The organism is Algihabitans albus (assembly GCF_003572205.1).
Lineage (GTDB): Bacteria > Pseudomonadota > Alphaproteobacteria > Kiloniellales > DSM-21159 > Algihabitans > Algihabitans albus.
The window spans coordinates 391,645-416,575 of the sequence record NZ_QXNY01000003.1 but is presented as its reverse complement, the minus strand read 5'-3'; the positions used below and the strand labels follow the sequence as shown (position 1 = coordinate 416,575).

Sequence of the window (24,931 nt, the reverse complement as noted above, 5' to 3'; positions counted from 1 at the left end):
CAGGCGCCGACCGTCGTAAGAAGGGTTCGCTTCCGACACTCCGAGCGGAGACGCAGATGCGTCATTTTTCAACACCGAGCGACCGGATCATCCTTGCGATGTTCCTGGCGGCTGTCCTCACCACCGCCGGTCTGGTCCTGGTTCCGGTCTTTCATGCCGTCCAACTGAGCTTCTACAGCTCCACATCCTTTGTCGGAGAGGCTACCTGGGCTGGGTGGGATAACTATCTGCGCGTATTGAGCGATAGCGACTTCTGGCATTCGCTGCGGGTTGGTTTCATCTTCGCCGGCTTCGCTATTCTGTTCCAGGTCGTGCTTGGCATCATTTTCGCGCTGCTACTGAACAAGCCTTTCCGCGGTCGTCCGATGGTCCGCGGCATCGCGGTGCTGCCCTATCTGCTGCCGACGATCGTAGTAGCCTTGGCGTTCCAGTGGATGCTCGATGGTTCCTTCGGGCTCTTCACCAATTGGGCAATGGCGCTCGGCTTCGATCGACCTGCTTGGTTCGAGACGCCCTGGGCTGCTCTCTCCATGGTTATCATTGTCAGTGTTTGGACCTGGACGCCTTTCGTCACCATTACCTTCCTGGCAGCGCTGCAGACCGTGCCGAAGAGTCTCTACGAGGCGGCTCGCGTCGATGGCGCCAACGGCTGGTACCGCTTCTGGCACATCACGATCCCGGCGCTCGCGCCCGTTCTGACCGTGATCGTGCTGCTGCGTTCGATCTGGATGTTCAACAAGTTCGATATCGTCTGGCTATTGACCAAGGGTGGCCCGTTATCCGCGACCGAGCATCTACCGATCTTGGCTTATCGGCGTACCTTCACACAGTTCGACATCGGTGGCGGTGCCACCATCGCCACCATTTCGTTCCTGATCCTCTCGATCCTGATCTTCGTCTATTTCCATTTCTTCCCATTGGATGAGAAGGAGGCGTCGCAATGACCCGCTCCGGCTCTCCGGCCGCTCGGATCGCGATCGCCGCCGCCATCCTGCTGGTCTGCGCCTGGTCGTTTCTCCCGATCTACTGGATGGTTCTTTCCAGCTTGCGGGCGCCTTCGCAGCTGTTCCGCGATCCCTCGCTCGTCCCGAGCTGGCCGCTTTCGCTGCAGAGCTATTACGATCTGCTCGACACCACCAACTATCTTCAGCAGTTCGCGAACAGCGTCATCGTCGCCCTTAGCGTCGTGACGATCACTCTGACGGTCTCGATTGTCGTTGCTTACACCATCACGCGCTACCGTATGCCGGGTAAGTCTCTGCTGATCAGCAGCATGCTCTATGCCTACATGTTTCCGCCGCTGCTGTTGGCGATTCCCCTGCTGTCGCTCTTTGCTTCGGTCGGTCTCTCGGACACCCTGCTGGCCGTTGTCGTCGCCCACTGCACCCTGACTCTACCACTCGGCATTTGGCTGTTCTGGGGGTTCTTCAAATCGATGCCTTTCGAGTTGGAAGAGGCAGCGATGGTAGATGGCTGCTCGCGCATGGGGGCCTTTGTCCTGGTCGTTCTTCCTCTGTCTCTGCCTGGCATCGTGACAGTGGCCATCTTCTCCTTCCTGCTATCCTGGACCGACTACATCTTCGCTTTCGTCCTGCTTTCCAGTGACGCCCAGAAGACCTTACCGGTCGGATTGGCCTCGATCCTCGGCACCTTCGACGTTCGCTGGGGAGAGGTGATGGCGGGGGCAACGCTGATCGCCTTGCCTTTGTTCGTCATGTTCGTCTTCCTCAGCCGCTACTTCATTCAGGGCCTGGCGGCCGGGGCAACCAAGGGCTAGTGCATGAACCTGGATCTGAAGGGCCGCGTTGCGTTGGTTACGGGCGCGGCCAGAGGCATCGGACTGGCCGAGGTCGAAGCGCTGGCCGCCGAAGGTGCGGTGATCGCTCTCAACGACCTGGACAAGGCGCGCGCGGCCGCTGCCGCAGAGCGGATGCGCGCAAATGGGGCTGCCTGCGAACCCTTCGTGGCCGACGTGGCCGAGGAGGCAGGTGCCGACGAGTTGGTTCGGTCGGTCGCCGACCGCTTCGGCCGACTGGACATCCTGGTGAACAACGCCGGTATCTCGGGCCGGTACTTGGGCACGCGGGTCGTAGACCTGCCGGTTACGGCTTGGGATGAGATGATTCACGTTCATATGCGCAGCGCTTTCCTGTGCAGCCGCGCCGCGGCAAAGGTCATGACGGCGGCGGACTTCGGCCGGATCGTCAATACTTCCTCGATGAATTTCACTGGTGGCGGCCGGCCCGGCGTCGCGCACTACGCTGCCGCCAAGGCCGGCATCGCGGGCTTCACCAGCACCTTGGCCAAGGAACTCGGGTCGTCCGGAATCACGGTCAACGCCATCGCGCCCGGTTACGTCGAGACCGAACTGCTGGCCGCGATGGGTTCCGAAAAGCGAAGGGTGATCGTCGAACAGAATCCGGTCGGACGCTTCTGCAAACCGGAGGAGGTGGGTGCGTTGGTCGCTTTTCTCTGCTCCGCTCAGGCGGCTTTCATAAATGGGGCTTTGATCTGCCTCGACGGGGGGCGCCGCGACTTCTACTGGGGTGCGGCATGACGGTACGGATCTTCGGTTTCCCAGGCCGCTATCTGCAGGGCCCTGGCGCCTTGGAGCATCTGGGCGAGACGGCCGCCGACCTGGGGGGTGGCGACGCCGTACTGATTGCCGATCCGGTGGTGGCCGGAGCTGCTGCGCGTGCGGAGCGCAGCTTGCAAGATGCGGCCTTGAGGGTGATCCGGCTGGCAAGCCCGACGGAATGCACTCCGGCCGCAGCCGAGTCCCTGAAAGCGCAGGCAGAGTCAGCCGATTTGGTCGTTGGCTTCGGCGGCGGCAAGACAATCGATCTTTCCAAGGCGGTTGCGCGCGCGCTCGATAGTCGCTTGATCATCGCGCCCAGCATCGCTTCGAACGACTCGCCGACCAGCCGCCTGATCGTCTTTTACGACGAGACCCATCGGGTCAGTCACGTCGAGCAGCTACGCCGCAATCCCGATGCCGTGCTGGTGGATACCGACGTCATTGTCGCGGCGCCGAAGCGTTTCCTCGCGGCTGGAATCGGCGATGCCTTCAGCAAGCGCTATGAGGTTGGCCAGGCGATCGCAGCTGGAGGGCGTAACTTCTTCGGGACGCCAAGTCTGCATACCGCCCGGATTCTGGCCGTTGCCGCACACGAGATTTTGCTCCAGAACGCTGCTGGCGCCATGGCGGCCGTCGGTCGACAGGAGATCACCGACGAACTGGAACTGGTGGTCGAGGCAGCGGTTCTGTTGAGTGGACTCGCGTTCGAGAGTGGCGGCTTGTCGATCGCTCATGCTCTGCTGCGGGGCCTGACGGCCTTGCCGCAGTGCCGTAATGCGTTGCACGGTGAGATGGTTGCCTACGGCACGCTGGTGCAGATGGCTGCGGAGGGTCGTGACGCCGATGAACTTGCGCGGATCGGTGGTTTCCTGTCGGATATATCGCTACCTGTGAGCTTGCAGGCGTTAGCAGATCGAGAAATCAAACGAGCCGATCGGGAAAAAGTGGCTGAGCTGACGCTCGCCGCTCCCTACATCGGCAATTTCAACCTTCCATTGGATGCGGACGCGATCCTTTCGGCGATGGACATAGCGGATGAGTGCACGCGACCGAGATAGCGAGGCAGGATCTCATAGGGAGCCCACCGCGCGGCGTGCCACCCTGAAGGATGTTGCAGAGCGTGCCGGTGTCGACAAGTCGACTGCTTCGCGCCTGCTGCGTGGCGTCGGTCAGCTGACGGTTCGCGAGGAGACCCGGGAGCGCGTCTTCAAGGCGGCCGAGGACTTGCGCTACAAGCCGAACCAGATCGCGCAGAGTCTGCGGTCTTCGCGCTCGCGGTCGCTCGGTATCGTCGTTCCTCAGGTCATCAATCCAGTCTATGCGCAGATCATAGTTGGTGCTTCGAACACCGCGCGTGAACGCGGCTACATGCTGCTGATCTCGCAAACCGGCGACAGCTCCGACACCTCCGTCTACGACCAGTTGGTCAACCAGAACCGCGTAGACGGGCTGTTGGTCGCCACCTTGCGTGACGAGGCTGCCCAGATGGTCGCGTTGAAGGCATTGGACGTGCCGTTCGTCTTGGTCAACCGGCAGGGCGAGGCCTCGGCGAACTATGTCATGTGCGATGAGGTGGATGGCGCTTCTCGGGCAACGACGTATCTCATCGAGCGAGGGCACCGGCGGATTGCCCACCTAGCCGGCGAGCAGACCCGTTTCAACGCCAAGATGCGCCTCGAAGGGTATCGCCGTGCTCTCGAAGAAGCTGGGATCGCTTATGATCCGGGCCTCGTTGCGACCTCGGGCTACGATCAGCGCGGTGGCGAACGCGCGATGCAGCAGATTCTCGACACTGCCTCTCCGCTGCCGACGGCCGTCTTCGTCGTGACGCTGGTGGCCGCCGCCGGGGCGATGGCTACGGTACACAAGGCCGGACTGGAGATCCCACGAGACATCTCCTTTCTGTCTTTCCATAACGGTTCTCTGGCTGACATGCTCTATCCGCCGCTGACAACCTTGGAAGTTCCGGTCGAGCAGATCGCCGCGCGTGCCACGGAGGGGCTGATCGAAATTCTGGAAGACCGCCGCGAAACAATCGAGGTCGTCGTTCCAGCCGGCGACGTCGTCGACCGACAGAGTGTCGCCACCTTAAAAGCCGCCCGCAAGCAGGCCTGAGAGCGTCTCGCGCGTTCTTCTGCGGGTCTTGAGCCACCCCCCGGCTGCCGCCAAGGGGCAGGGACCGGCAGGTGGATCCACCGGTCCCTGGATGCTCCTTCGTATCTCGTCGTGTTGCAGCTTGGTCGTGGGACAGCCTCAGTCCTTGCGATAGGCCGACACGGTCTGACGGAACTCGTCCCAGACCTCCGGGTGCCGTTCGGTGAAGGCTTCGGAAGCCCGCTCGGCGAGAGTGCGGAACTCCGCTACGGCAGCTTCGTCGACCGTCACCAGCTCGCCGCCCGCAGCGATCATCTTCTCCATGGTTTCCTGGTCGCTTTGCATGCCGTTGCGCCATTGGTCGGCGACCAGTTCCGCGACCGTCGTCTCCACGATCTCTCGCAGGTCCGGCGGCAGGTTGTCGATCCACTTGGCATCGGCGACCACTGTGTAGGTCAGAACGCTCAGGCCTGGGACCCAGGTCGCCACCTGTGCGGCGTTCGTGCCGACCATTTCCCAACCGCCGGCGGAGGTGAAGATACCGTCGATCGCTCCCTGCATCAGGGCGGCGGCCATCTCGGTGGCCGGCATGCTGATCGGGCTGGCGCCGAGTTCGCGCATCAGCTGTTGCAAGACCGTGCCGCCAGTCAGGCGTACCTTGTCACCCTCGAGGTCCGCAGGCGTATGCACGGGCTTTTCGGGGAAAAGAAAGACCAGATCGGCGGTGCGCATCAATCCCATCACCCTGAAGCCGCGATCCTCGACGAAGCCGGACAGCAGGTCCGTCAGGGCATCAGCCGCGCCCTCGGTGAGCATGAGCTCGTCGTCGATGGCGAAGGGCAGGTTGATGACTCCGTATTCCGGAGCCAGCGACTCCAACTGCACGCTCACCGGCCAAACCATGTGAACGGCCCCGGTCCCCAGCGCGGCCACGGCATCGCGGTCCTTGTAGAGGGCGCCGGCGTGGAAGATCTTGGGTTCGATCCGCCCGTCGCTGCGGCTGCGGATGGTTGCCGCGAAATCCTCCATGAGCGCCGCCGTCCAATGCGAGGTGGCGATCTCGTTGGTCATGATCATCTCGATCGGCTCGTCCGCTGCGAAGGCCTGCTGTGCGGTCGTCGGTGCAACGGCCGGCGCCGCGACAATGCCGGCGAGAGCCAGCGCGGTTGCGGCTGCGCCGCGACGTAAGATCTTAAACATCGTGTCCTCCCGGTGGACCCTAGGGTTCTTTTGCTCCCGCCCGCTCGTCCCGCCGCCCTAGAAGATCGCCGCGGAAGACCGTCAGGAAGAAGGATGTTATCCAAAATCGACGCATGAGAAATAAATTTGTTCGATTAATTTTCATAGCATGCGAAAATTCATTCGACTTTTCACGGCCTAAGAAGGTCGCGGAGCAAAGGGCGGCTAGCGGCTGCTTCGCTCCGCCAGCGCGAGAAGTCTTTGGCAACGCCGAATAATGGGGCGCTCCACCAGACTCCCGTCCAGCAGGCAAGCGCCGCCATTCGAAGCTTCGAAGGCGGCGACGATCCGTTCTGCTCGAGCGAGCGCTTCAGTCGAGGGCGCGAGAGCTGCGTGAATCGCCGCGATCTGTTTCGGGTGGATCGCCGCTCTTGCCGCAAATCCTAAGGCGAAGCTGCGGCTGAGGTCTTCGTGATAGCCGGCTTCGTCGTCCAATTCGATCCAAGGCATCTCGACGGCTGTCTTTCCATGCAGTGCCGCGGCTTGAACGATCCGGGCGCGTGCGTAGAGAAGGGGCGCCCAAGCCAGTTCGACCCCCAGGTCGGCCGCCAGATCCGCGCCGCCGAACATCAACGTGGTGAGGCGCGGCGTGGCTGCGGCGATGGCTGCGGCCTGCTCCACGCCTTCGGCTGTTTCGATAATTGCCGCGATCTCGGCCGGCAGGTCCGCTTCGTCGAATAGTTTCTCGACCAGGCGAAGCTCGTCGGCTGAGCCGACCTTTGGAAGCAGGAGGCCGCTCAGTCGTCCGCCTGCCGATATCTCCGGGGTAGTGAGGGCCAGAAGGTCGCAGAAGCCTACACGGCTTCCCAGTCCGTTTATGCGAACGAAGATCTCCCGCTCGGCCTCGGCAGTATGACTCGGGATAAGAAAAGCGCAGGCAGCGGCACGTGCGCGATCCTTCTCGCTGAAGGGAACGGCGTCTTCCAGGTCGATGATGACCGCATCCGCCGCAGATTGCATAGCCTTTTCAAAGCGTTCCGGTCTGCTGCCCGGAACGTAGAGGTAGGAGCGTCGCGGCAACCGCTCCCCGCCGGACGCGATCGACCGGGTGGCGGTCGGATGGGCAGTTGCCGTGGGGGAGGTCATGGCTTCCGACATAAATTGAGCCTTTCTATTTCGAATAGCGCATGCAAAATGATATGAACAAATAATCTAGTTCAAGCCGAAACCTGCTCCAACTGGGATTTGGAGCAGGTCCCTCAGCAGGAGGAATGCGACGTGCAGCACGGGCGGAGCGCCGGGATCGTCAGGCAACTCGGTCGATATCTGGAGGACTTCGAGGTTGGGGACGTCTACGAGCATCGTCCGGGCCGCACCATCACCGAAGCGGACAATATAAATTTCAGCCTGATGACCATGAATCGGCATCCGATGCATTGCGACAGCGCCTTTGCGGCGAAGTCGGAGTTCGGCAAGCCACTGGTCAACAGCGGTCTCACGTTGGCGATCGTGCTCGGAATGACGGTTGACGACATCAGCGCACAGGCCATCGCGAATCTCGGCTGGGAACAGATCAAGCTGACGGCGCCGGTGTTCCCGGGCGATACGGTCTACGCCCGCAGCGAAGTGATGGCAGTGCGGCCCTCCAAGTCGCGCCCCTCGCAGGGCATCGTCACCACCCGGACCGAAGGCTACAAGGCGGACGGGACCGGCTTCATGACCTTCGTTCGCAACAGTCTGATCCCGAAACGCGGGCACGGTATCGGAGAATGATCCGCGGCCGGAAGAGAGCCATGCCGACGGGCAAGCAGCCAGCATAGGAGCGGTCCGCGAAGCGCCGCCATCGGAGGAAAGCATGAGCGTTCACGTCGTCCAGGATACCGCGCCGCCGGAGGCGGTTCCGATTCAGAAAACCCTTGCCGCCTTTGTCGCCGTCACCGAGTCGCATCAGATCCCCGAGGGAGTGCGCCAGCGGGCCGTTCACCACATGCTCGATGCCGCCGGCATCGCCCTGGCAGCGAGCCGAGAGGACTTCGCCTTGAGAGTCCTCACGGCCCTGCGGGCTCTCGGAGGGACGGGGGACGTGCCGGCAATCGGTCTGCCGGCTCGTTTGCCGCTGCGCGATGCCGCCACGCTGAACGGCCTGCTGTGCCACGGGTTGGACTTCGACGATACGCATATAGCTGCCGTCCTGCATCCCACAGCCAGCATCTTTCCGACCGTGATGGCGGCCGCCTACGCAACCGGGGCCAGTGGGCGCGACGCGGTCACCGCCTACGTCCTGGGCGTAGAGGCGGCTGCTCGATTGGGCATGGTTGCCCGCGGCGGCTTTCATCGGGCCGGTTTTCACCCGACCGGCCTGGTTGGGGTGTTCGGCTGCGCCTTGGCGGCCGGACGTCTTTTCGGTTTGACCGAGAGTCAGCTTGTCCAGGCACAGGGCATCGCTCTGTCACTGGCCTCCGGCAGTTTGGAGTTTCTTGAAGACGGGGCCTGGAACAAGCGGCTCCACCCGGGTTGGGCTGCTAACGCCGGTCTAACGGCCGCGGCTCTGGCGCGTGAAGAGTTCGTCGGTATCTCCCGTCCCTATGACGGTCGCTACGGCCTCTATGCCTCCTATATGGGCGAAGACGTCTCGGGCTCGGATCTCTCGCTCGCAACGGCGGGGCTGACCAGCCGGTGGGAGCTCATGAACACGGCCATCAAGCCGTTCCCAGCCTGCCACTTCACCCACGGATGTATCGATGCCGCGCTAGAGTTGCTGCGTCAGGGCCTCGACCCCGACCGTATCGAGGCGATCGAAGCCCTCGTGCCGGCCGAGGTGGTGGAGGTCGTTTGCGAGCCGGAAGTGAACAAGAAGCGTCCTGCCAACAGCTACGATGCACAGTTCTCCGTTCCTTTCCTGGTTGCGGCCGCTTTCCGGCGCGGCCGTTTTACCCTGGCCGAACTTGCGGCCGATGTTCTGGCCGACCCCCAGATCCTCGCGTTGGCGGAACGTGTCTCCTATCGCGTCGATCCAAGCTCGCCCTTCCCGAGAAGCTACTCGGGGGAACTGGTGGTGACACTTTCGGGCGGCGAGGTGCGGAGTCATCGGGAAGAGGTCAACCGCGGTGCCGCCGAACGGCCGCTGTCGAACCCCGAGATCGTGGAGAAGTATCGAGCCAATGCCGGCCTGGTCGTCGATGCGCGGGCGGTCGCGCGCTGCGAGACCGCCTTACTCGACCTCGATCAAGCGCCGGAGGCCCGACACAGTTTCGACCGTCTCGGCCGTAGTGCCGCTTGAGCGTCCGACGGACGTCCGGGACCACTCCGTGGCGGCGCGCAAAGGTACGCTGCAGCCCGCCACACCGACTCTTCTTCCGATACGGAAAACCGCGAGGATCGAATCGATGACCGCCGAGGCCGCAGGAAACTTGCAGGGCGAGCGATTGGAACAGGAAAGCATGATCCTGGACAGCGTCGAGCGTTGGTTGGAGCGCGACGTTCGCCCGAAAGTCATGGAACTTGAGCACGGCGACATCTATCCCACCGAGATCGTCGAGCAGATGAAGGAAATGGGACTATTCGGTGCGATCATCGACGAGACCTACGGCGGTCTCGGGCTGCGTCCGTCGGTCTACGCAAAGATCATCGAGCGCATTTCGTCGGTCTGGATGTCGCTGTCGGGGATCATCAACAGCCACCTGATTATGTCCTTCATCGTCCAACGCATGGGCACCGAGCAACAGCGTCGGACCTTCCTGCCACGCTTCGCAACCGGCGAACTGCGTGGCGGCCTGGCCTTGACCGAGCCCGATTGCGGCACCGACCTGCAGGCGATCCGCACGGTGGCCCGACGCGACGGCGACCGCTACGTCGTCAATGGCACAAAGACCTGGATCTCCAACGGCATCCAAGGAAGTTGCTTTGCACTGCTGGTCAAGACGGATCTCAAGGCCGAGCCGCGTCACAAAGGTATGTCGATGCTACTCGCGGAGAAGGGAGAGGGCTTCAAGGTCAGCCGCAAGCTGGAAAAGCTGGGTTACAAAGGGATCGATTCGGCCGAGCTGATCTTCGAAGACTACGAAGTGCCGGCCGATCGCCTAATCGGCGGCGTCGAAGGGCAGGGTCTGGCCAACGCCATCTCCGGCCTGGAACTCGGGCGGGTCAACATCGCTGCGCGCGCGGTCGGCGTTGCCCAGGCGGCCCTGGACGAGTCGGTGAAATACAGCCAGCAGCGGTCCACCTTCGGGAAGCCGATTCATCAGCATCAGGCGATCGCTCTCAAACTGGCCGACATGGCCACCCGTGTTGCCGCGGCGCGGTTGCTCACCGAACGGGCGGCAGATGTGCTGGATCGTGGCGAGCGCTGCGACTTCGAAGCTGGCATGGCCAAACTCTTCGCCAGCGAGGCAGGTGTCGAGAACGCCCTGGAGGCGATGCGTATCCATGGAGGTTACGGCTACAGCAAGGAGTTCGTGGTCGAGCGCCTCTATCGCGACGCACCCTTGCTCTGCATCGGAGAGGGGACCAACGAAATCCAGCGTTTGGTGATCGCCAAACGTCTGATCGAACGCAGTCCCATTTGAACCGCCCCGTTTGAGCAGGTCGGACGCAAGACTCTTTAAGACAGACGATTGGAGACCAGTATGCTTCCTCTCGATGGTATGAAAGTCGTCGCAGTCGAGCAGTACGGCGCCGGTCCTTTCGGTACGATGCTGCTGGCCGATCTCGGCGCCGACGTCATCAAGATCGAGAATCCCTTGGATGCCGGTGATGTCGGGCGTCAGGTCGGCCCCTTCTACTTCTCCGAAGGCGACAGCCACTTCTATCAGGCTTTCAATCGAAATAAGCGCAGCATGACGCTGAATCTGAAGCACCCTGAAGGTCGGCGCATATTCCACGCCCTCGTCCAGGAGGCGGACGCCGTGCTCGACAATCTGCGCGGCGATCTGCCGGAGAAGCTCGGCATCACCTACGAGGCGCTGAAAGATGTCAATCCAAAGATCGTTTGCGCTCACCTCTCCGCCTACGGACGGGACGGACCGCGCAAGACCTGGCCGGGCTACGACTATCTGATGCAAGCCGAGGCCGGTTACCTCCGTTTGACGGGCGAACCGAACGGTCCTCCCGCTCGTATGGGCTTGTCGATCGTCGACATGATGGCCGGCTTGATGGCGGCCTTCGGCTTGGCCTCCGGGGTGATCGGGGCGCGGGCGCGCGGGGTCGGCATGGACGTCGACACCTCTCTGTTCGACACGGCCCTGCATAACCAGACCTACTTGGCGACCTGGTATCTCAACGGCGGCTACGTGCAAGGACGTGAGACACGTTCGGCACACCCCTCGTTGACACCGTCGCAGCTCTACAAAACGAAAGACGGCTGGATCTTCCTCATGTGCAACAAGGAGAAGTTCTGGCCGATTCTGGCTGCGAAGCTCGGTCGCCCGGAGTGGGCGGAAGACCCGCGTTTCAATAGCTTCGAGAACCGGCTGACGCACCGCGATCTTCTGACCGAACTGTTGGACGGCATCCTGAGCGAGCAGACGACCGAAGCGTGGATGGAGCGTTTGGGCGGCAGCATTCCAGCGTCGCCGGTCTATGATGTCGCTCAGGCCTTGGACAGTTCCTTCGTGCGCGACAGGGGAAATCTCGCGAGTTTTACCCGTGACGAAGGTGCGCCGGTGGAGATGCTTGCCAGCCCCTTGCGCATTTCCGGACAGGATCTACCGACGCGCGCCGCTCCGACACTGGGTTCGGACACCGCCGAACTGCTCGGAGGTTTGGGCTTCGATGCAGAGCGGATTGCCGAGTTGCGCCGCGACGGCGTTGTGTAGGACCTGGTCGCTCGGCAGAGAAACGAACAATGGTCCAGGAAAAACGCGATATGTCCGATCAGGAGTTCGCAATCGAGTATTTCAGACAGATCTTCGGTTTGAATTGGGAGTCCGAACCGCAATCGCACGCCGCCGGACTCTTTACTTATGGGTCTAACCGACTGCAGGCTCAGGTTCGTCTCCTCGCCGAAAGCTTACCGGAGCGAACTCTCTTTGAGGTTTCGCCAAGCGAACATGCGTCGCTTATGGCTGCTGACGAATCCGATGGAACGACGTCGTGAAGGAACCGCGTCTCATGACCCTGACAGCGGCGGGTCAGGCGCTGCGCGACCGCAGGATCTCTGCCGAGGAGTTGACGGCGAACTGTCTCGATGCTGTGGCTGCCGAGCAGGGACGGCTCAATGCTTTCATTTCCGTCGAGACCGAAGCGGCCTTGGCGACGGCGCGGGCTTGCGACGCCGAACTACAGGCAGGGCGTCCGCTCGGCCCACTGCATGGCCTCCCGCTCGCGCACAAGGATATGTTCTACCGAGCAGGCCGTCGCTGTACCTGCGGGTCGCTGATTCGTCGGCACTTCGTTCCCGGCACCAGTTCCAGTCTGGTCGCGCGCCTCGAAGCGGCTGGTGCGGTGACGCTCGGCGGGTTGCACATGGCGGAGTTCGCGATGGGTCCGACCGGTCACAACGCCCACTACGGCTCTTGCCGGAACCCCTGGAATCCCGACTACATCAGTGGCGGTTCCTCCAGCGGCTCGGGCGCAGCCGTCGCCGCGCGTCTGGTGTTCGGTGCTCTCGGGTCGGACACCGGTGGATCGGTGCGACTGCCGGCCGCTATCTGCGGAACCGTCGGTTTGAAACCGACCCAGGGCTTGCTCGATCGCCATGGGATGATGCCGCTCTCGGACAGCCTCGACTGTCCCGGAGTGCTCGCCCGCTCATCCGAAGATCTCGCGCTGCTGATGGATGTCCTGCTCGATACGTCCCGGCATGTTGAGGCTCTCTCGCGACGCAGCCTCGAGGGCCTGACGATTGGCCTTCCCGCGCAATTCTATTTCGACGACTTGGTTCCGGAGGTCGGGCAGGCGTTGGAGGCGGCACGCCGCGAGTTGGAGCGTCTGGGTGCCCGGGTCCGGTCTGTCGATTTACCCGACCACGGTACTCTCGGCGATCTCGCCAATCTGGTGTTCACGCCGGAGGCCGCCGCACTGCACCTGACGTGGCTGACGGAGCGGCCCGAGGATTACGGGGATCAAGTGCGGGCGCGCCTGTTACAGGGACTGACGGTCTCGGCGGTTCACCATCTACAAGCCAAGCAGTTACGCAGCCTCTTCACGCGCGCGCTGCTGGAAGGCGCTTTCGCCTCCTGCGATCTGATGCTGGCACCTGTGCTACGGACCTTGGTGCCGACGGCGGTTGAGACCGACGTGGCGGCCGATGCGCGCATGACCGAGGTGGTGGCCGGCATCTCCGTTCTTACGCGGCCGCTGTCCTACCTGGGGTTTCCCGGTCTCGTGACACCTGTCGGTTTCGATAGCAAGGGCTTGCCAATTGCCATGCAGCTGATCGGTCGGCCGCGCGACGAAGCGACTCTGCTGCGTGTGGCGGACGTCTACGAGCGAGCGAACGACTGGCTTTCCGCGATACCACCTGCAGCCGTTGCCACCCGGCAAGATGGAGGATCGCAGCGTGTCGCGCAGTGATCCGGTCGGGAGTCCGCAGGAGGCAGACGAAGTCGGCCGTATGGCCGAGGAGGCCGAGCTGCTGCTGACGCCACCGGAAGTGCGGGTCCTACCGCGCGTCTGGGTGTTCTTTGAAGAAAACATCCTGCTGAACCTGGCGACGGCCTTCATGGCAGGCGCCATGGTCGTGATGTTCTATGAGGCGACGAGTCGATCTCTGCTGTCCGAAAGCCACTGGTGGGCGGAAGAGCTGGTGCGCATTCTGGTGGTCTGGAGTGTGCTCTTGACGTTGGGGACGGCCAGCCGAAAGCATCACTTCATTCGCATGGATCTTCTCGTGCGCAGGCTGTCGAGCCGCTGGCAGCGTGCTGCCGGTTTCCTCAACGCCCTTGTCGGTCTGGGTTTCTCAACTCTGCTGATCGTCGCGGGTCTGCGCGAGGTCCAGCACCTGCACTTCACCGGCATGTTGACGGACTCGAATCTCTATCTGCCGCTCTGGCTGGTTCGATTGGCCATGCCGGTCGGCGGCATGCTCTACGCGCTCTACTTCCTCGGCAATCTCTACGCGCTGCTGCGGGGGCACGATCCGAATCAAGAGATCATTACCTAAGCGCCTCTGGGGAGCGCCATGACCACCCTCGTTGCCGTCATTTTCCTGCTCGTGCTGATTGCCAGCGGTGTGCATATCGCAATCGCACTGGGCGTCGTCGCGGCCGGGCTGCTCAGTTTCAACCTCGGTATTCCCGTCGTGCTGATTTCCCAGATGGCGTGGGACTCGATCGACAAGTACGCGTTGGTGGCCATTCCTTTCTTCATCTTCGCCGGCAACCTGATGTCGCGCGGGGATCTTGCGCTGATTATCCTGGAGCTGGTCGGCAGCGTGCTACGCTGGTTTCGTGGCGGAGTGGCCTTGGCGTTGGCGACGTCCAGCGTCTTCTTTGCAGCGGTGAACGGCTCTTCGGTCGCTTGTGCCGTGGCGCTCGGGCCGGCTGCCGTCAAGCTTCTGCCGCGAGAGGGGTACAGCCGGCAGTTCACCGCCTCGGTGGTGGCCGTCTGCGGCACGCTGGGCTTGATGATTCCGCCGTCGCTAACCTTCATCCTGATCGGATCGATCGTTGGTCTTCCAATCACCGATTTGTTTATCGCAGGCCTCGTGCCTGGCTTGATCGAGGCGGTGATGCTGGCGATCACGACCATCGTGATCAGTCGCTTGCGGGGCTATGGCAATGCTCTGCAGCCGCCGGACTGGCGCCAATTCCGGGCTCGGCTCCCGCGTGCGTCGGGCGCGATCATGATGCCTGTCCTGATTATCGGGACGATTTATATGGGCTGGTTCACGCCCACAGAAGTGTCTGCGCTCGCAGCGATCTATGCGGTGGTGCTGGTGTTGCTGGTCTACCGCACCGTCGGCCTCAAGGATGTCTGGTTCACCGCCCGGGACTCGATGCTGCAGACGGTTATGATCTACGGAGTCCTGATCGGATCGGGTTTGCTGACGGCGGTTCTGACCCGCTTGGGACTGGCTAACGAGCTGATCTCTCTGCTGCAGGACTACCAGGTGGAACCCTGGCAGTTCCTTCTGGTCGTGAATCTCCTGATGATCGTGGTCGGTATGTTTCTAGACGGGGTATCGATGATCGTCTTGCTGAGCCCGATCCTTTTTCCGATGGCTCAGTCCGTCGGAATTGATCCAATACACTTCGCGGTCATCATGACCGCGCTGGTAGAGTTGGCGACCTTGACTCCGCCGATTGGGCTCAACCTGTTCGTCATGAGCCGGATCACCGGGTTGGATATCGGTGTGATGGCGCGTGGTGTTCTGCCTTTCTATGCGACCCAGTTGCTGTTCCTGGCGCTGGTCAATGCGATTCCCTTTCTCTCGTTGATGCTTGTGCGTTGACCGCCGATATTGGGCCTGGCGGGGTTCAGGACGACCAGCGGTACCGCGCGCCAAACTGTGCAAAAAGTGGCTATGACCGAAACACGCGACCTGCCAACCGAAGAGCGCGACCGGCCCCGCTACAAGGAGGTCATCTCGGCGCTGCTGGAGGATATCCTGCAGCAGCGCTATGCCACAGGCGAACGCCTACCCACCGAAATCGAGCTCTGCGAGCGTTTTGGCGTGAGCCGCCATACGGTTCGCGAGGCGCTGCGCCGACTGCAGGATATGGGGTATGTGAAGCGGCGCCAGGGCATGGGAACGGTGTTGGTTTCCCAGCAGGGGGCCGGCCAGTTCGTCAATTCGATCAGTCATCTGGAGCAGTTGCTGCAGTACGCCAGCTCGACTCGGCTGGAGATTCTGTCAATCGACCGCATTCTGCTGCAGTCCGAGCAGGCTCAGCGCCTGCACTGCCGGTCCGGTAGCGAGTGGTTCCGTGTCAACGCCTTACGCCGTGCGACGCCAGGCAGTGAGGCGGGATCTGAGCCCGTTTGCTATTCCGAAATCTATGTCGACCCGGACTACGGGGATATTCTCGATCAGATCGGTGCGGAGCCGCGCGCCGTCTATGCGATGATCGAACAGCGCTACGACGTCAGAATCAAGGAAGTGAAGCAAGAGATCGCCGCTTCGACCGCCGATCTCAACGTCGCGTCGCGGCTGATGGTACCGCTGCACGCTGCCGTTCTGGTGATTACCAGACGGTACTTCAGCGAGCAGGGACGGCTGGTCGAAATGTCGGTCAACACCCATCCAAGCGACCGCTTCCGCTATGAGATGACACTCCAGCGGAACCACTTGTAGAGTTCTGGGCTGTCGAGCTTTGGCTAGCGTGGTTTACGAATCCTCTCGGGTAGACACCGGCTCGTCGGCTCGCGGCTCAATCTCCTCCGTGCGGCCGTAGTTGTCTTCCAGACGCACGATATCGTCTTCGCCGACGTAGTCGCCACATTGCACCTCGATCAACACCAGCGGATCGGATTGGGCGTTCTTCAGCCGGTGCCGGGCTCCCGTCGGAATATAGACGGATTCGTTCGGTCGCACCGTCAGGCGGGTGTCGTCACATTCGACCTCCGCTTCGCCCTCGACCACGACCCAGTGTTCGGAGCGGTGGTGATGATACTGCAGCGATAGACTCGCGCCTGGTTTCACGACGATCCGTTTTACCCGAAAGCGGTCGTCTTCGGCGAGGTCTTCATAGGTGCCCCAAGGCCGATAGACGACGGGTGGCAGTGTTGTCTCGCTATACCCCTCGGCTTTCAGATCTTGCACCAGCTTGCCCACCTGCGACGCGCAATCTCGTGTGGTGACGAGCGTGGCATCCTTCGTCGCCACCACGATTAAGTTCTCGACACCGATGCCGACAAGCAGGCGGCCGTCCTCGCTGCGGAAGTAACTCTCGCGTGTGGTGCTCAGGCGCACGGGCCCCTTGCTGACATTGGCATCGGCGTCCTTCTCTTCCAACTGCCAAAGTGCTTGCCAGGCGCCTACGTCGCTCCAGCCGCAGTTCATGGGAACGACGGCGGCACGGCTGGTGTGTTCCATCACTGCATAGTCGATCGAAAGAGAAGGCGACTGTGCAAAGGCCTCCCCATCGACACGCAGAAAGTCGAAATCGCTATGCGCTGCTGTCAAGGCTGCTTGGGCTGCCTCTATCACGGCTGGCTGGAGCCGCCTCAGTTCCTCCAGGAACACAGTCGTTCGCATCATGAAGATGCCACTGTTCCAAAGGTAGTCGCCCGACTCCAGATATTGCGCCGCTGTTGCGCCATCCGGCTTTTCCACGAAGCGCACGACCTCACGCACCCCGCTCAGCCCGGCCAAGGCATCGCCGACACGGATGTAGCCGTAGCCGGTCTCCGGCAGAGTCGGCTGTACACCAAAGGTGATTAGCCGGCCCTCCTCGGCCGCCGGAGTTGCCGCTTCGAGCGCGCGCCGCAAGGCGGCTACGTCGGGAATAGCATGATCGGCAGGGAACAAAGCCATCACCGCGTCCGGATCCCTGCGCTCGAGCAGTAGCGCCGCCAGGGCCGCGGCCGGTGCCGTGTTGCGTCCAAAAGGCTCGAGGACGATCGCCGCCGGCTCGACACCGATCGAGCGAAGCTGCTCGGCGATCAAGAAGCGATGTTCGTGGTTTGCGATCAGCAACGGTGCGGCAAAGAGCGTCGGGTCGCGCAGGCGTTCCACTGTGTCCTGCAGTAAAGACCGCTCGCTAAACAACGGAAGAAGCTGTTTTGGAAAGGCCTCTCGTGAGAGGGGCCAGAGGCGGGTCCCGGATCCGCCTGACAGAATAACGGGATAAATCATCATCTATCGTCCCAGCAGCCAAGACCCCAAATTCTTAGGCTGACTCCTACGTCATGAGAGAGTCGAGCGAAAGCATGGCGAGATACCAAGCTTGCTTGGCCAGGGCGGCTTGTTGCGCGAATATGAGCTCTGCGTAGAACTGAAGCGTCTGCTGTTGCTTTCGTGGGAAAAGAAAAGCCGTCGACTAAATCAAATATTATTCCAACCTTCACACCATACTACGTCGGAATATCTAACCGTTCAAAGACACCATATATGCAGTACTGCGGCATTCGGCGGTCCAACAGAGCCGACCTGAACGGCATGTAGAACAATCGACGCTTCCCAAAGCCTCCCGATGAGAGGGTCTCAACGAGCCTGGATTGATCATAGAATATCTTGTGATCGGGGTCCGCCGTATAGCCGAGCCCGCCGGGCACACCGACCAATAGGGCGCCGCCTGGCCGCAGAACTCTGTACGCCTCCGTCAGAAGCGGCCGTGGCTCGGCTAGGTGCTCCAGCACGTTGTCCAGCACAGCTCCGTCGAAGCTGGCATCCGGGAAGGGCAAGCGGTCAAGAGGCATCTCGCGCGCGTCAAGGCCAAGCTCCTGACAGTAGGCAACGAGCTTCGGATTGATGTCGACGCCGATCGTGCCAGGCCGGAAGACCAAGAAGTCGCCGATACCGCAGCCAATGTCCAACACTTCGCCCTGTAGTTCGCGCGAAAGGCGCGGATAGAGCCAGTAGCGGCGGTAAAGCTGTCCCAGGCGCGAGCGCCGGGTGAGGTAGGCGAAGTAGGTGTCAAAATCGGTCACTCTGCTTCCACCAAGTCGAGAAAAGCCTGGGCACAAGGGCCCTGTCGAAACTCCTGCGGCAACAAGCTGCCACAGGCCGCCTGTTTGCGGCGCAACTCTGCGGCCTCCAGCATGGCGGATGGCAGGTCGGCATCCCGTGCAAAGAGCAAACCGTTTCGACCTTCATGCACCAGTGCGCGATTGCCATCCACGTCGCGCAAGACCGCCGGCACGCCAAGCTGCATTGCCTCAAGCACCGCGCGGCTCATGCCCTCTGATAGCGACGGGAGAACCAGGGCGTCAGCTCGAGCCAACAGTCTGTAGGGGCACATGACGTGACCATGGAGAGTCACCTGCTTCTCCAGGTCGTTTTTTTGCACTGTCTCTGTCAACGCCGCTAGCATCGGACCCTCGCCCATGACATCTACCTGCAGCTTGACACCCTGGGCGACCAACCGCCGAACGGCATCGAGCAGCACGTGCGGCTGCTTGCGAAGACTTAAGTTACCGAGAAAAGCGAAGGTGTAGGGCGCCTGCGGATCGGGACTTCGGCGGAAGGCCTCAAGCGGTGCCTCATCGACAAAATTACCAATCACCTTGGAATTGCGGCCGGTGTAGCGAGCGATTTGCGCAGCCATGGGCTCAGTCATGGCGACCACTCGGTCGGACAGGCGCAATGAGGTCAGGTGAGCGATCGCAAGGGCCACACCCGGCGGACCGTAGTCGAAGCGATAGTTGCGTGGCAGATTACCCCGCACGCTTGAGATCCAGCGAGCGTGTCGGCGGACCTGTAGGGCCATGGCGTCAGCCGAGAGGCAGAAGGAGATCATGGCCGCGCCACCCTCCTTGCGGCCTCGCCCTCCCGCTTGTTCCAAAGCCATAGCAAGCCTGTGGGTTCGCGCTCGCCAACTCCCGGCTTCGTAAAGGGCTAGCAGTTTAACCGCAGGATCGACTGCGGCTTCAGCTCCCGGCCCCGCCTTGATATGAGCCAAAGTCACTGGGCGATCGCCGGCCAGCGCGTTGGCCAGCGCAATCGCACCTTTCACCGGGCCGGCCGGATGGAGCGAGGGGATAAGGACGAAGATCTCTCTCATGTGGCTGCCTTCACACCTGTAGCAGCGAGGATCGCCTCGGCTCGGCGAGTCCAGGTATGAGACTCCATATAACGCCGATGACCTTCTGTCCCTAGCTTGACGGCCAGGGTGGGCTCCGCCAGCAAGCGGTCGAGTTGGCCGAGCCATGCCTCCGTGTGGTCAGGCTGCGCCAGCAACGCTGTCCGCTCATCGTCCAAGACTTCGCGCAGCACTGGCAGATCGGAGGAGATGAGCGGCGTTCCGGAGGCCAGGTACTCGAACATCTTCATCGGCGACATCCAGCGCGCCGTGTCGTGCCCCGAGACGCCAATCGAAACCGATGTCTGATAGGGCATCAGCAAGACATCGCAAGCTGCCATGGCACGCTGCGCCGTTGCATGCGGCAGGAAACCGGCGAAAACAAGGTTGTCCATCTGTGTTGCAGCTCGCCGGTCCGCTATGTCTCTCTCATTGCCGCCGAACACCAGAAACAATACCCGCGGTCGGGCTCGAGCCATAGCCTCGATGACCTCGATCCCACGGCCGGGGTAGAGATGTCCGAAGTAGCCGCAGACCGCTTGCCAGGCCGACAGGTCTTGGGTCGGCAGCAGTTCCTGCAGCACCGGACGCTTCGTCTCGACCGGCAGCGGACGGATACCTTCGGGAGCTGCGTCGTGCAACACCAGCGCGCATGCCGGAGAAACATCATGATGTGTGCTGAGGATCTCTTTCAGCTTCTCCGAAATGACCAGCGTCGTCACGTTCGGCCGGGTCATGATCGCGCGTTGCAGTGGCTTGCGCGGTCCGCTTTCCAATTGGTGTGTCTCAAAGACCAGCGGTCTGCCCTGCAGGACGGCCAAGACATAGGCGGCATAAAGATTGCGTGAGAGTACGAGGTCGGGTCGCGGTCTCCGTGCCAGGCGATAAAGAGCTAGCGCCGCGATCTTGAGACTGTCGCCTCTGGGCGACCTACTAAAAAAGCTGTCCAGATCGAATGTGCCCTCAAGTACGCCGTAGGTGGCGGCCAGCGCCGCCGACGTCTCAGCCACGTTGGGCAAGCTGCGCTTGGCGAAGAGCGTGACTTGCGCTCCTGCTTTGGCAAAGCCCGCGCACTGATGAACGACGTGAACCGAGTTGGCCGTTCGCGACGGCAGTACCGAGGGTGAAATGTAGAAAACTTTAGTCACTAAGGGGTGTCGGACCTGCGCAGAGAGGGGTGCCAGCCGATACCGGGATAGTCGATGAAGCCCCATCGGGACGCTTCGCCAGGATCGAAAGCACAGGCGATACGCGCAAGGGTCAGCATGCGGAACCAAGAGTCCCAGAGATTGGATTCGCCCCAGGCCCGCTGGTAGAGACTCCAATGGGTGTGGATTCGATCATGCTTAGGCCGCTGAAGCGCCAAGGCATAGCGTGCCCGCTCCTTCAGTAGCTGTGGATTGCGTGCGCTGCCGATACGCTCCAGAAATCCCGTCAGATTGCGCAGCCTCGGGCGAACCTGCTGGCTCTCGCAGAACCCCCCATCCTTCTGCTGTTCCTCAGAAATGCTGGCTGCGGTTCGCTCCAGGAGGGCATGCGACGCTTCCTGTTCAGAGGTCCTACCGTCCGGCGTTAGAACAAAGACGGCATCGTAGTCGAAGCAGCCGCCGCCGCCGGGATAGGGTGCGAAATGACCCTTCGGATCGGCCAAGCTTACGACCGCATCGATAGCTGCAGTCTGATCCGGAAGATGCTCGCCTAGGTACTCGAAGATCTCATACTGATGATAGCCGTTCTGGAAGTGCAGGTGCGTTGGACCAGCATTGGGACCCCAAAACCCCAAGCGATTTGCCGAATGGCGGTGTAACGAAAGCCAGAGATCCAGTGATCGCTGCGTGTCCCGCCCCAAAAAATCCTTAGCATGCAGGAGAAAAATCGCCAGAAACATGGCCTGATTACCCGACTGTGCTCTGCCTTCGAGGGCGCCCAGATCCCGAAGTTCGCTCTCCAGATCGTTGGGTAGTTGCTCTTCGATCAATCGCCCAAGTCGCGTATCGTGCTGACCGCCGAGAACCGAAAGAGCGCTGAGTGTGAAGCAAAGGAGCTGGCGGTATCCCTTACCCTTCGGCACGCCCGAGTTCTCGGCACGCTTAGCCAGCAGATCGCGGAGCAAAGCCTCGACAAGAGCATCGCGGTCGCGGTCGAGGGAGTCGCGATCGTGAAGCAGATGCAGACCGAAAAGCGCAAAGCATCTGGCGAACGGCGTTGCTTCAGCCTGTGGCGTCAGGCGGTATTCGGTTCGACCTGTACGGCAGCGTTCGACAAACTCGCGTAGTCTCGAACGCTGCTCATCCAGGCCATGCAGCCGAAGAGCGGCTCTGGTCGTGGTGGAGGCGGTAACTCGCGCTTCGACAGCATCCACTCCAGAAGCATCCTTCACACTGGAAAACTGCATCGACCCCATTCTCGATCGGACCTTCGGATCGCCGTCTTGCCTGCGAGGTATGACGCAGTGACGGAGGAAGGTATCATTTTCACGGCGGCATCTTTATTCAGAGGCTTCGGCGCACTTACTCGTGAAGATCAGAATTTCAACTCATTTGAGAGAGTTGGTCTAGACGATCGCCATCGCACAGCCTTCAGTTCACAAGGTCTACTGGCGCCGTAGGTCCAGCTAGCCGGTGGAAGCCCAAGAGCAACTATTCTAGGGACATACATGTCTACCTACGCCGAAAGAAAGCGGCAAGATTTCATCGCGAAGACCTTGGCCTGCGTGCTCGCTCCGAGCCTGCGATGTCCTGCGTCACGACGCCAGCGCATATCTCGGCGAGGCGGGTCTACCAGAGTTGCCAACCCCATTTGTTGAAGTAGCGCAGGGCATTGTGCGCGAAGACCAAGGCCATGCGCAGGCTCTTGTGTGCCGCCCTTTGCCAACCGTGTACTACCATAACGTCAGGGTTGTAGACGGTACGCCAACCGGCGGCCTGATACTTACGCGACAGGTCGGCATCCTCGAAGTAAAGGAAATAGCGGTCGTCGAATCCACCGACCCGCGCATGGACGTCCGCTCTGCAGACCATGAGTGCGCCTGAGCAGAAAGGGACATCAACGCTCCGGTCGTAACCCACGTCCGCCATTTCGTAGCGAGCCATACGGGCGCGAAAGGGTCCCTGCAGAGCTGTGGGCAGGAAGCGGCGCAGAGCTAGGTCAAACAGCGTCGGATGGCGCCGGTTGGGGTACTGCAGAGTGCCGTCGGAGAAGGTCATGCGCGGTGACATGATCCCGACGCCTGGGTTGGCGTGCAGAAAGTCGATTGTCCGCGCGAAGAAATCCTTCTCGACCAAAATATCGGGGTTACACACGACATATATGTCACAGTCAGTGCTGGCAAAGATCGCGTTATGGCCACGGCCATAACCGACATTGTCGCCGCCGGGAAGGAGGCGCAGACGCCCAACCTTGTGGGCGAGGCGCTGCAGCAGTGCCAGCGTGTCGTCGCGCGAACCGTTATCCCGAACCAGGAATTCAATCTCCAGACCGGTAGGATCCGCAGCTTCCAAACTGTCCAGCGTTTCGGCGATAACCAAGGCGCTGTTGTAGGTCACAAGACCAACACAAATTCGAGGACGCCAATCGCACTTAGAATGCATCGGGGAATTGCTTTGATGTCTGGGCGGCCGGACGTCTGCTGCAGGAAATCATGGTGTCTTCGTCGAACTGTCTAATCAGTAGATGGCTAGATGTTTTACTAGGCCGAGTCTATCTACTCTACACAAAGGTTAGGGCGGCTCGTGGAGGCCCTTGGTTTCCTAGGTGAGCGAGCTTGATGCTGCAAATTCATTAGAGCCGTCGGTTGCAGTATCGCTGATTTGCCAAGGATACATACGGCCATTTGAGCTGACCGACCTGGAGGCCATCGCGCAGCAGACCTGGGTACCAACGGGCTTTCTGCGCCGCTTCTGCCTATTGAGCGAAGCGGCAGTCTTCGCCTACAAATGCCTGAATTCCTATGCTAGACAGGTTGAAACTAGCGTAGATTGCAAAGATCCTGATGTCGTCGCCAATTAGCTGCTTATGGCGCCGGTGGTTTTGGAGAAGGGTACCGTTTTGCCGTATCTTTCCGGTAATTCCGACCGATGTATTGCAGCGTGTCGCCGACAACCAGCCCATCAGCCAGACAAAGCAGGATTATGCCACAGTTTGAGATCGAAGGGCGCCTTGTCGGAGCCGATCACGCACCGCTGGTGATCGTTGAAGTCGGTATCAATCACGAAGGTGATTTCGACAAGGCGATAGCCATGGTCGACGCCGCCGTGGCGGCCGGAGCCGAGGTGGTGAAGTTTCAATGCCACATCACCGAGAAGGAGATGGTGCCCACGGACATGAAGCCTGGCGAGATCTCGGACGAGCGCCTGTGGGACATCATCAAACGATGCGAGCTGACGGAGGACGAAGAACGGCGCGTTCAGGCCTACTGCCGCGAAAAGGGTACGGTCTACCTGTCCACCCCCTTCTCGCGCGAGGCGGCAGACCGTTTGCATGCCATGGGCGTGCCTGCCTTCAAGATCGGCTCGGGCGAGTGCAACAACCTGCCGCTGTTGCGTCATATCGCGAAGCTCGGCAAACCGATCATCCTTTCCACCGGCATGAACGACCTCGCCTCGGTCCGGCGGTCGGTCGCGGCGATCCGCGAGTTCGACGTGCCTCTGGCGCTGATGCACTGCACCTCCATGTACCCGACTCCCTACGAGAAGGTGCGCCTTGGGGGGGTGACCGAGCTCCGCGAAGCCTTCCCCGACATCCCGATCGGCCTGTCCGACCACTCGCTGAACATCTGGACCTGTTTGGGCGCGGTGTCGCTCGGTGCCGGCCTGCTGGAGAAGCACTTCACGGTCTCCCGCTCCTGGCCGGGGCCGGATACGCCGATTTCGATCGAGCCCGACGAGCTGAGCGACTTGATCGAGGGTTCGGAGGCTATCTGGATGGCGCGCGGGGGGGGCAAAACCCGGCTGCCGGAAGAGCAGCCTGTGATCGACTTCGCCTATGCCACCGTCGTGACGACCGCACCGGTCAGGACGGGCGAACCCTTCAGCGAGGCCAACACCTGGGTCAAGCGCCCCGGCACCGGCCCGATCCAGGCCGAGCGTTTGCAAGAGGTGATCGGCAAGGCGGCGACCCGGGATCTGCCGGCAGACGTCCACATTCAGCCAGGTGACATCGAAGGCTTCGCGGCTTGACTCTGACTCACCTTCGAGAGGGTGCCTGGCCATGAACCTTCGCCCGCTCCTCTGCAAGCCGGCGTTTGCCTGGACAATCAATAAGACCTTGCAGTTCGATCACTTCGCCCACGACGCTATCAGGACCAATAGCGAGAGAATCGCTACGGCCACCCAGCCTCCCAAGCCTGAAGCGCCGGTTCGCTGCCGCCAGGCGAAACATGAGGACGTACCGCGTCGAGATAGCCGTTGCGCATCGGGATACGATGGGGTCTGAACTGCGAAGGCCGTGGGACGACGAG

The 24,931-nt window shown here is 61.4% G+C and carries 25 protein-coding genes; 17 read left to right on the top strand and 8 right to left on the bottom strand.

The features are described from left to right. Positions 1–56: 56 nt before the first annotated feature. The 5 genes from DBZ32_RS08605 to DBZ32_RS08585 are packed head-to-tail and all read left to right on the top strand — an operon-like array spanning position 57 to position 4,693. Positions 57–944 (top strand): carbohydrate ABC transporter permease, encoded by an 888-nt coding sequence (locus DBZ32_RS08605; RefSeq protein WP_162906651.1) that lies wholly within the window; start codon positions 57–59, stop codon positions 942–944. Continuing rightward, on the top strand, positions 941–1,777 hold the full coding sequence (locus tag DBZ32_RS08600; protein ID WP_119166722.1) for a carbohydrate ABC transporter permease: 837 nt from the start codon (positions 941–943) through the stop codon (positions 1,775–1,777). The genes DBZ32_RS08605 and DBZ32_RS08600 overlap by 4 nt, the downstream gene beginning before the upstream one ends. A 3-nt stretch (positions 1,778–1,780) precedes the next feature. Further along, entirely contained in the window at positions 1,781–2,557 is a 777-nt protein-coding gene (locus DBZ32_RS08595; protein WP_119166721.1) for an SDR family NAD(P)-dependent oxidoreductase, read from the top strand. Beyond that, complete coding sequence (locus DBZ32_RS08590) at positions 2,554–3,636, top strand: glycerol dehydrogenase (RefSeq protein WP_119166720.1); 1,083 nt, start codon at positions 2,554–2,556, stop codon at positions 3,634–3,636. The genes DBZ32_RS08595 and DBZ32_RS08590 overlap by 4 nt, the downstream gene beginning before the upstream one ends. Next, positions 3,614–4,693, top strand: a complete 1,080-nt coding sequence (locus DBZ32_RS08585; protein WP_119166719.1) for a LacI family DNA-binding transcriptional regulator — start codon at positions 3,614–3,616, stop codon at positions 4,691–4,693. The genes DBZ32_RS08590 and DBZ32_RS08585 overlap by 23 nt, the downstream gene beginning before the upstream one ends. A 138-nt stretch (positions 4,694–4,831) precedes the next feature. Here the strand turns inward: DBZ32_RS08585 and dctP are convergent, their stop codons facing one another. Both dctP and DBZ32_RS08575 read right to left on the bottom strand, forming a co-directional pair. After that, positions 4,832–5,872, bottom strand: coding sequence for a TRAP transporter substrate-binding protein DctP (gene dctP, locus DBZ32_RS08580; RefSeq protein WP_119166718.1), 1,041 nt, complete (start codon positions 5,870–5,872; stop codon positions 4,832–4,834). A gap of 204 nt (positions 5,873–6,076) precedes the next feature. After that, positions 6,077–7,009, bottom strand: coding sequence for an HpcH/HpaI aldolase/citrate lyase family protein (locus tag DBZ32_RS08575; RefSeq protein WP_235830105.1), 933 nt, complete (start codon positions 7,007–7,009; stop codon positions 6,077–6,079). Positions 7,010–7,129: 120 nt separating this feature from the next. Here DBZ32_RS08575 and DBZ32_RS08570 point away from each other — a divergent pair, with 120 nt between their 5' ends. The 9 genes from DBZ32_RS08570 (at position 7,130) to DBZ32_RS08530 (ending at position 16,085) form a co-directional block, all read left to right on the top strand. Continuing rightward, positions 7,130–7,624: a MaoC family dehydratase gene (locus tag DBZ32_RS08570; protein WP_235830104.1), complete on the top strand. Its 495-nt coding sequence runs from the start codon at positions 7,130–7,132 to the stop codon at positions 7,622–7,624. 82 nt (positions 7,625–7,706) lie between these two features. Then, a complete protein-coding gene (locus tag DBZ32_RS08565) occupies positions 7,707–9,131 on the top strand; it encodes an MmgE/PrpD family protein (RefSeq protein WP_119166717.1) in 1,425 nt (474 codons plus the stop codon). 106 nt (positions 9,132–9,237) lie between these two features. Continuing rightward, on the top strand, positions 9,238–10,416 hold the full coding sequence (locus tag DBZ32_RS08560) for an acyl-CoA dehydrogenase family protein (protein WP_119166716.1): 1,179 nt from the start codon (positions 9,238–9,240) through the stop codon (positions 10,414–10,416). A gap of 60 nt (positions 10,417–10,476) precedes the next feature. After that, positions 10,477–11,664: a CaiB/BaiF CoA transferase family protein gene (locus DBZ32_RS08555; protein WP_119166715.1), complete on the top strand. Its 1,188-nt coding sequence runs from the start codon at positions 10,477–10,479 to the stop codon at positions 11,662–11,664. Positions 11,665–11,714: 50 nt separating this feature from the next. Beyond that, entirely contained in the window at positions 11,715–11,945 is a 231-nt protein-coding gene (locus DBZ32_RS08550) for a hypothetical protein (protein ID WP_162906650.1), read from the top strand. Between the two features lie 14 nt (positions 11,946–11,959). Next, on the top strand, positions 11,960–13,363 hold the full coding sequence (locus DBZ32_RS08545; RefSeq protein ID WP_119167014.1) for an amidase: 1,404 nt from the start codon (positions 11,960–11,962) through the stop codon (positions 13,361–13,363). Continuing rightward, the gene (locus DBZ32_RS08540; RefSeq protein ID WP_162906649.1) at positions 13,350–13,952 is read left to right on the top strand and encodes a TRAP transporter small permease; all 603 of its coding nucleotides are present in this window, start codon (positions 13,350–13,352) and stop codon (positions 13,950–13,952) included. Before DBZ32_RS08545 ends, DBZ32_RS08540 begins: the two co-directional genes overlap by 14 nt. 18 nt (positions 13,953–13,970) lie before the next feature. Continuing rightward, a complete protein-coding gene (locus DBZ32_RS08535; protein ID WP_119166712.1) occupies positions 13,971–15,242 on the top strand; it encodes a TRAP transporter large permease in 1,272 nt (423 codons plus the stop codon). Positions 15,243–15,314: 72 nt separating this feature from the next. After that, positions 15,315–16,085: a GntR family transcriptional regulator gene (locus tag DBZ32_RS08530; protein ID WP_119166711.1), complete on the top strand. Its 771-nt coding sequence runs from the start codon at positions 15,315–15,317 to the stop codon at positions 16,083–16,085. Between the two features lie 33 nt (positions 16,086–16,118). Here the strand turns inward: DBZ32_RS08530 and DBZ32_RS08525 are convergent, their stop codons facing one another. From DBZ32_RS08525 to DBZ32_RS22045, 5 genes are all read right to left on the bottom strand, one after another. Continuing rightward, positions 16,119–17,588 carry a mannose-1-phosphate guanylyltransferase/mannose-6-phosphate isomerase gene (locus tag DBZ32_RS08525; RefSeq protein WP_235830131.1) on the bottom strand — a complete coding sequence of 490 codons (1,470 nt, stop codon included), beginning with the start codon at positions 17,586–17,588 and terminating at the stop codon, positions 16,119–16,121. Between the two features lie 218 nt (positions 17,589–17,806). After that, a complete protein-coding gene (locus DBZ32_RS08520) occupies positions 17,807–18,382 on the bottom strand; it encodes a class I SAM-dependent methyltransferase (protein ID WP_162906648.1) in 576 nt (191 codons plus the stop codon). Continuing rightward, positions 18,379–19,191: a glycosyltransferase gene (locus DBZ32_RS08515; RefSeq protein WP_162906647.1), complete on the bottom strand. Its 813-nt coding sequence runs from the start codon at positions 19,189–19,191 to the stop codon at positions 18,379–18,381. The genes DBZ32_RS08520 and DBZ32_RS08515 overlap by 4 nt, the downstream gene beginning before the upstream one ends. A gap of 260 nt (positions 19,192–19,451) precedes the next feature. Then, positions 19,452–20,687, bottom strand: a complete 1,236-nt coding sequence (locus DBZ32_RS08510) for a glycosyltransferase family 4 protein (RefSeq protein ID WP_119166707.1) — start codon at positions 20,685–20,687, stop codon at positions 19,452–19,454. Continuing rightward, positions 20,621–21,124: a hypothetical protein gene (locus tag DBZ32_RS22045; RefSeq protein ID WP_162906646.1), complete on the bottom strand. Its 504-nt coding sequence runs from the start codon at positions 21,122–21,124 to the stop codon at positions 20,621–20,623. Before DBZ32_RS22045 ends, DBZ32_RS08510 begins: the two co-directional genes overlap by 67 nt. Before the next feature lie 312 nt (positions 21,125–21,436). On the opposite strand from DBZ32_RS22045, the gene DBZ32_RS22040 reads away from it, so the two are divergent. After that, positions 21,437–21,748, top strand: coding sequence for a hypothetical protein (locus DBZ32_RS22040; protein ID WP_162906645.1), 312 nt, complete (start codon positions 21,437–21,439; stop codon positions 21,746–21,748). Between the two features lie 502 nt (positions 21,749–22,250). Here the strand turns inward: DBZ32_RS22040 and DBZ32_RS08500 are convergent. Beyond that, positions 22,251–23,063, bottom strand: coding sequence for a glycosyltransferase family 2 protein (locus tag DBZ32_RS08500; RefSeq protein WP_119166705.1), 813 nt, complete (start codon positions 23,061–23,063; stop codon positions 22,251–22,253). 163 nt (positions 23,064–23,226) lie between these two features. Here DBZ32_RS08500 and DBZ32_RS08495 point away from each other — a divergent pair, with 163 nt between their 5' ends. Both DBZ32_RS08495 and DBZ32_RS08490 read left to right on the top strand, forming a co-directional pair. Continuing rightward, positions 23,227–23,481, top strand: coding sequence for a dTDP-4-dehydrorhamnose 3,5-epimerase family protein (locus tag DBZ32_RS08495; protein ID WP_119166704.1), 255 nt, complete (start codon positions 23,227–23,229; stop codon positions 23,479–23,481). 122 nt (positions 23,482–23,603) lie between these two features. Next, positions 23,604–24,650 carry an N-acetylneuraminate synthase family protein gene (locus tag DBZ32_RS08490; protein ID WP_119166703.1) on the top strand — a complete coding sequence of 349 codons (1,047 nt, stop codon included), beginning with the start codon at positions 23,604–23,606 and terminating at the stop codon, positions 24,648–24,650. Positions 24,651–24,931 lie beyond the last annotated feature (281 nt).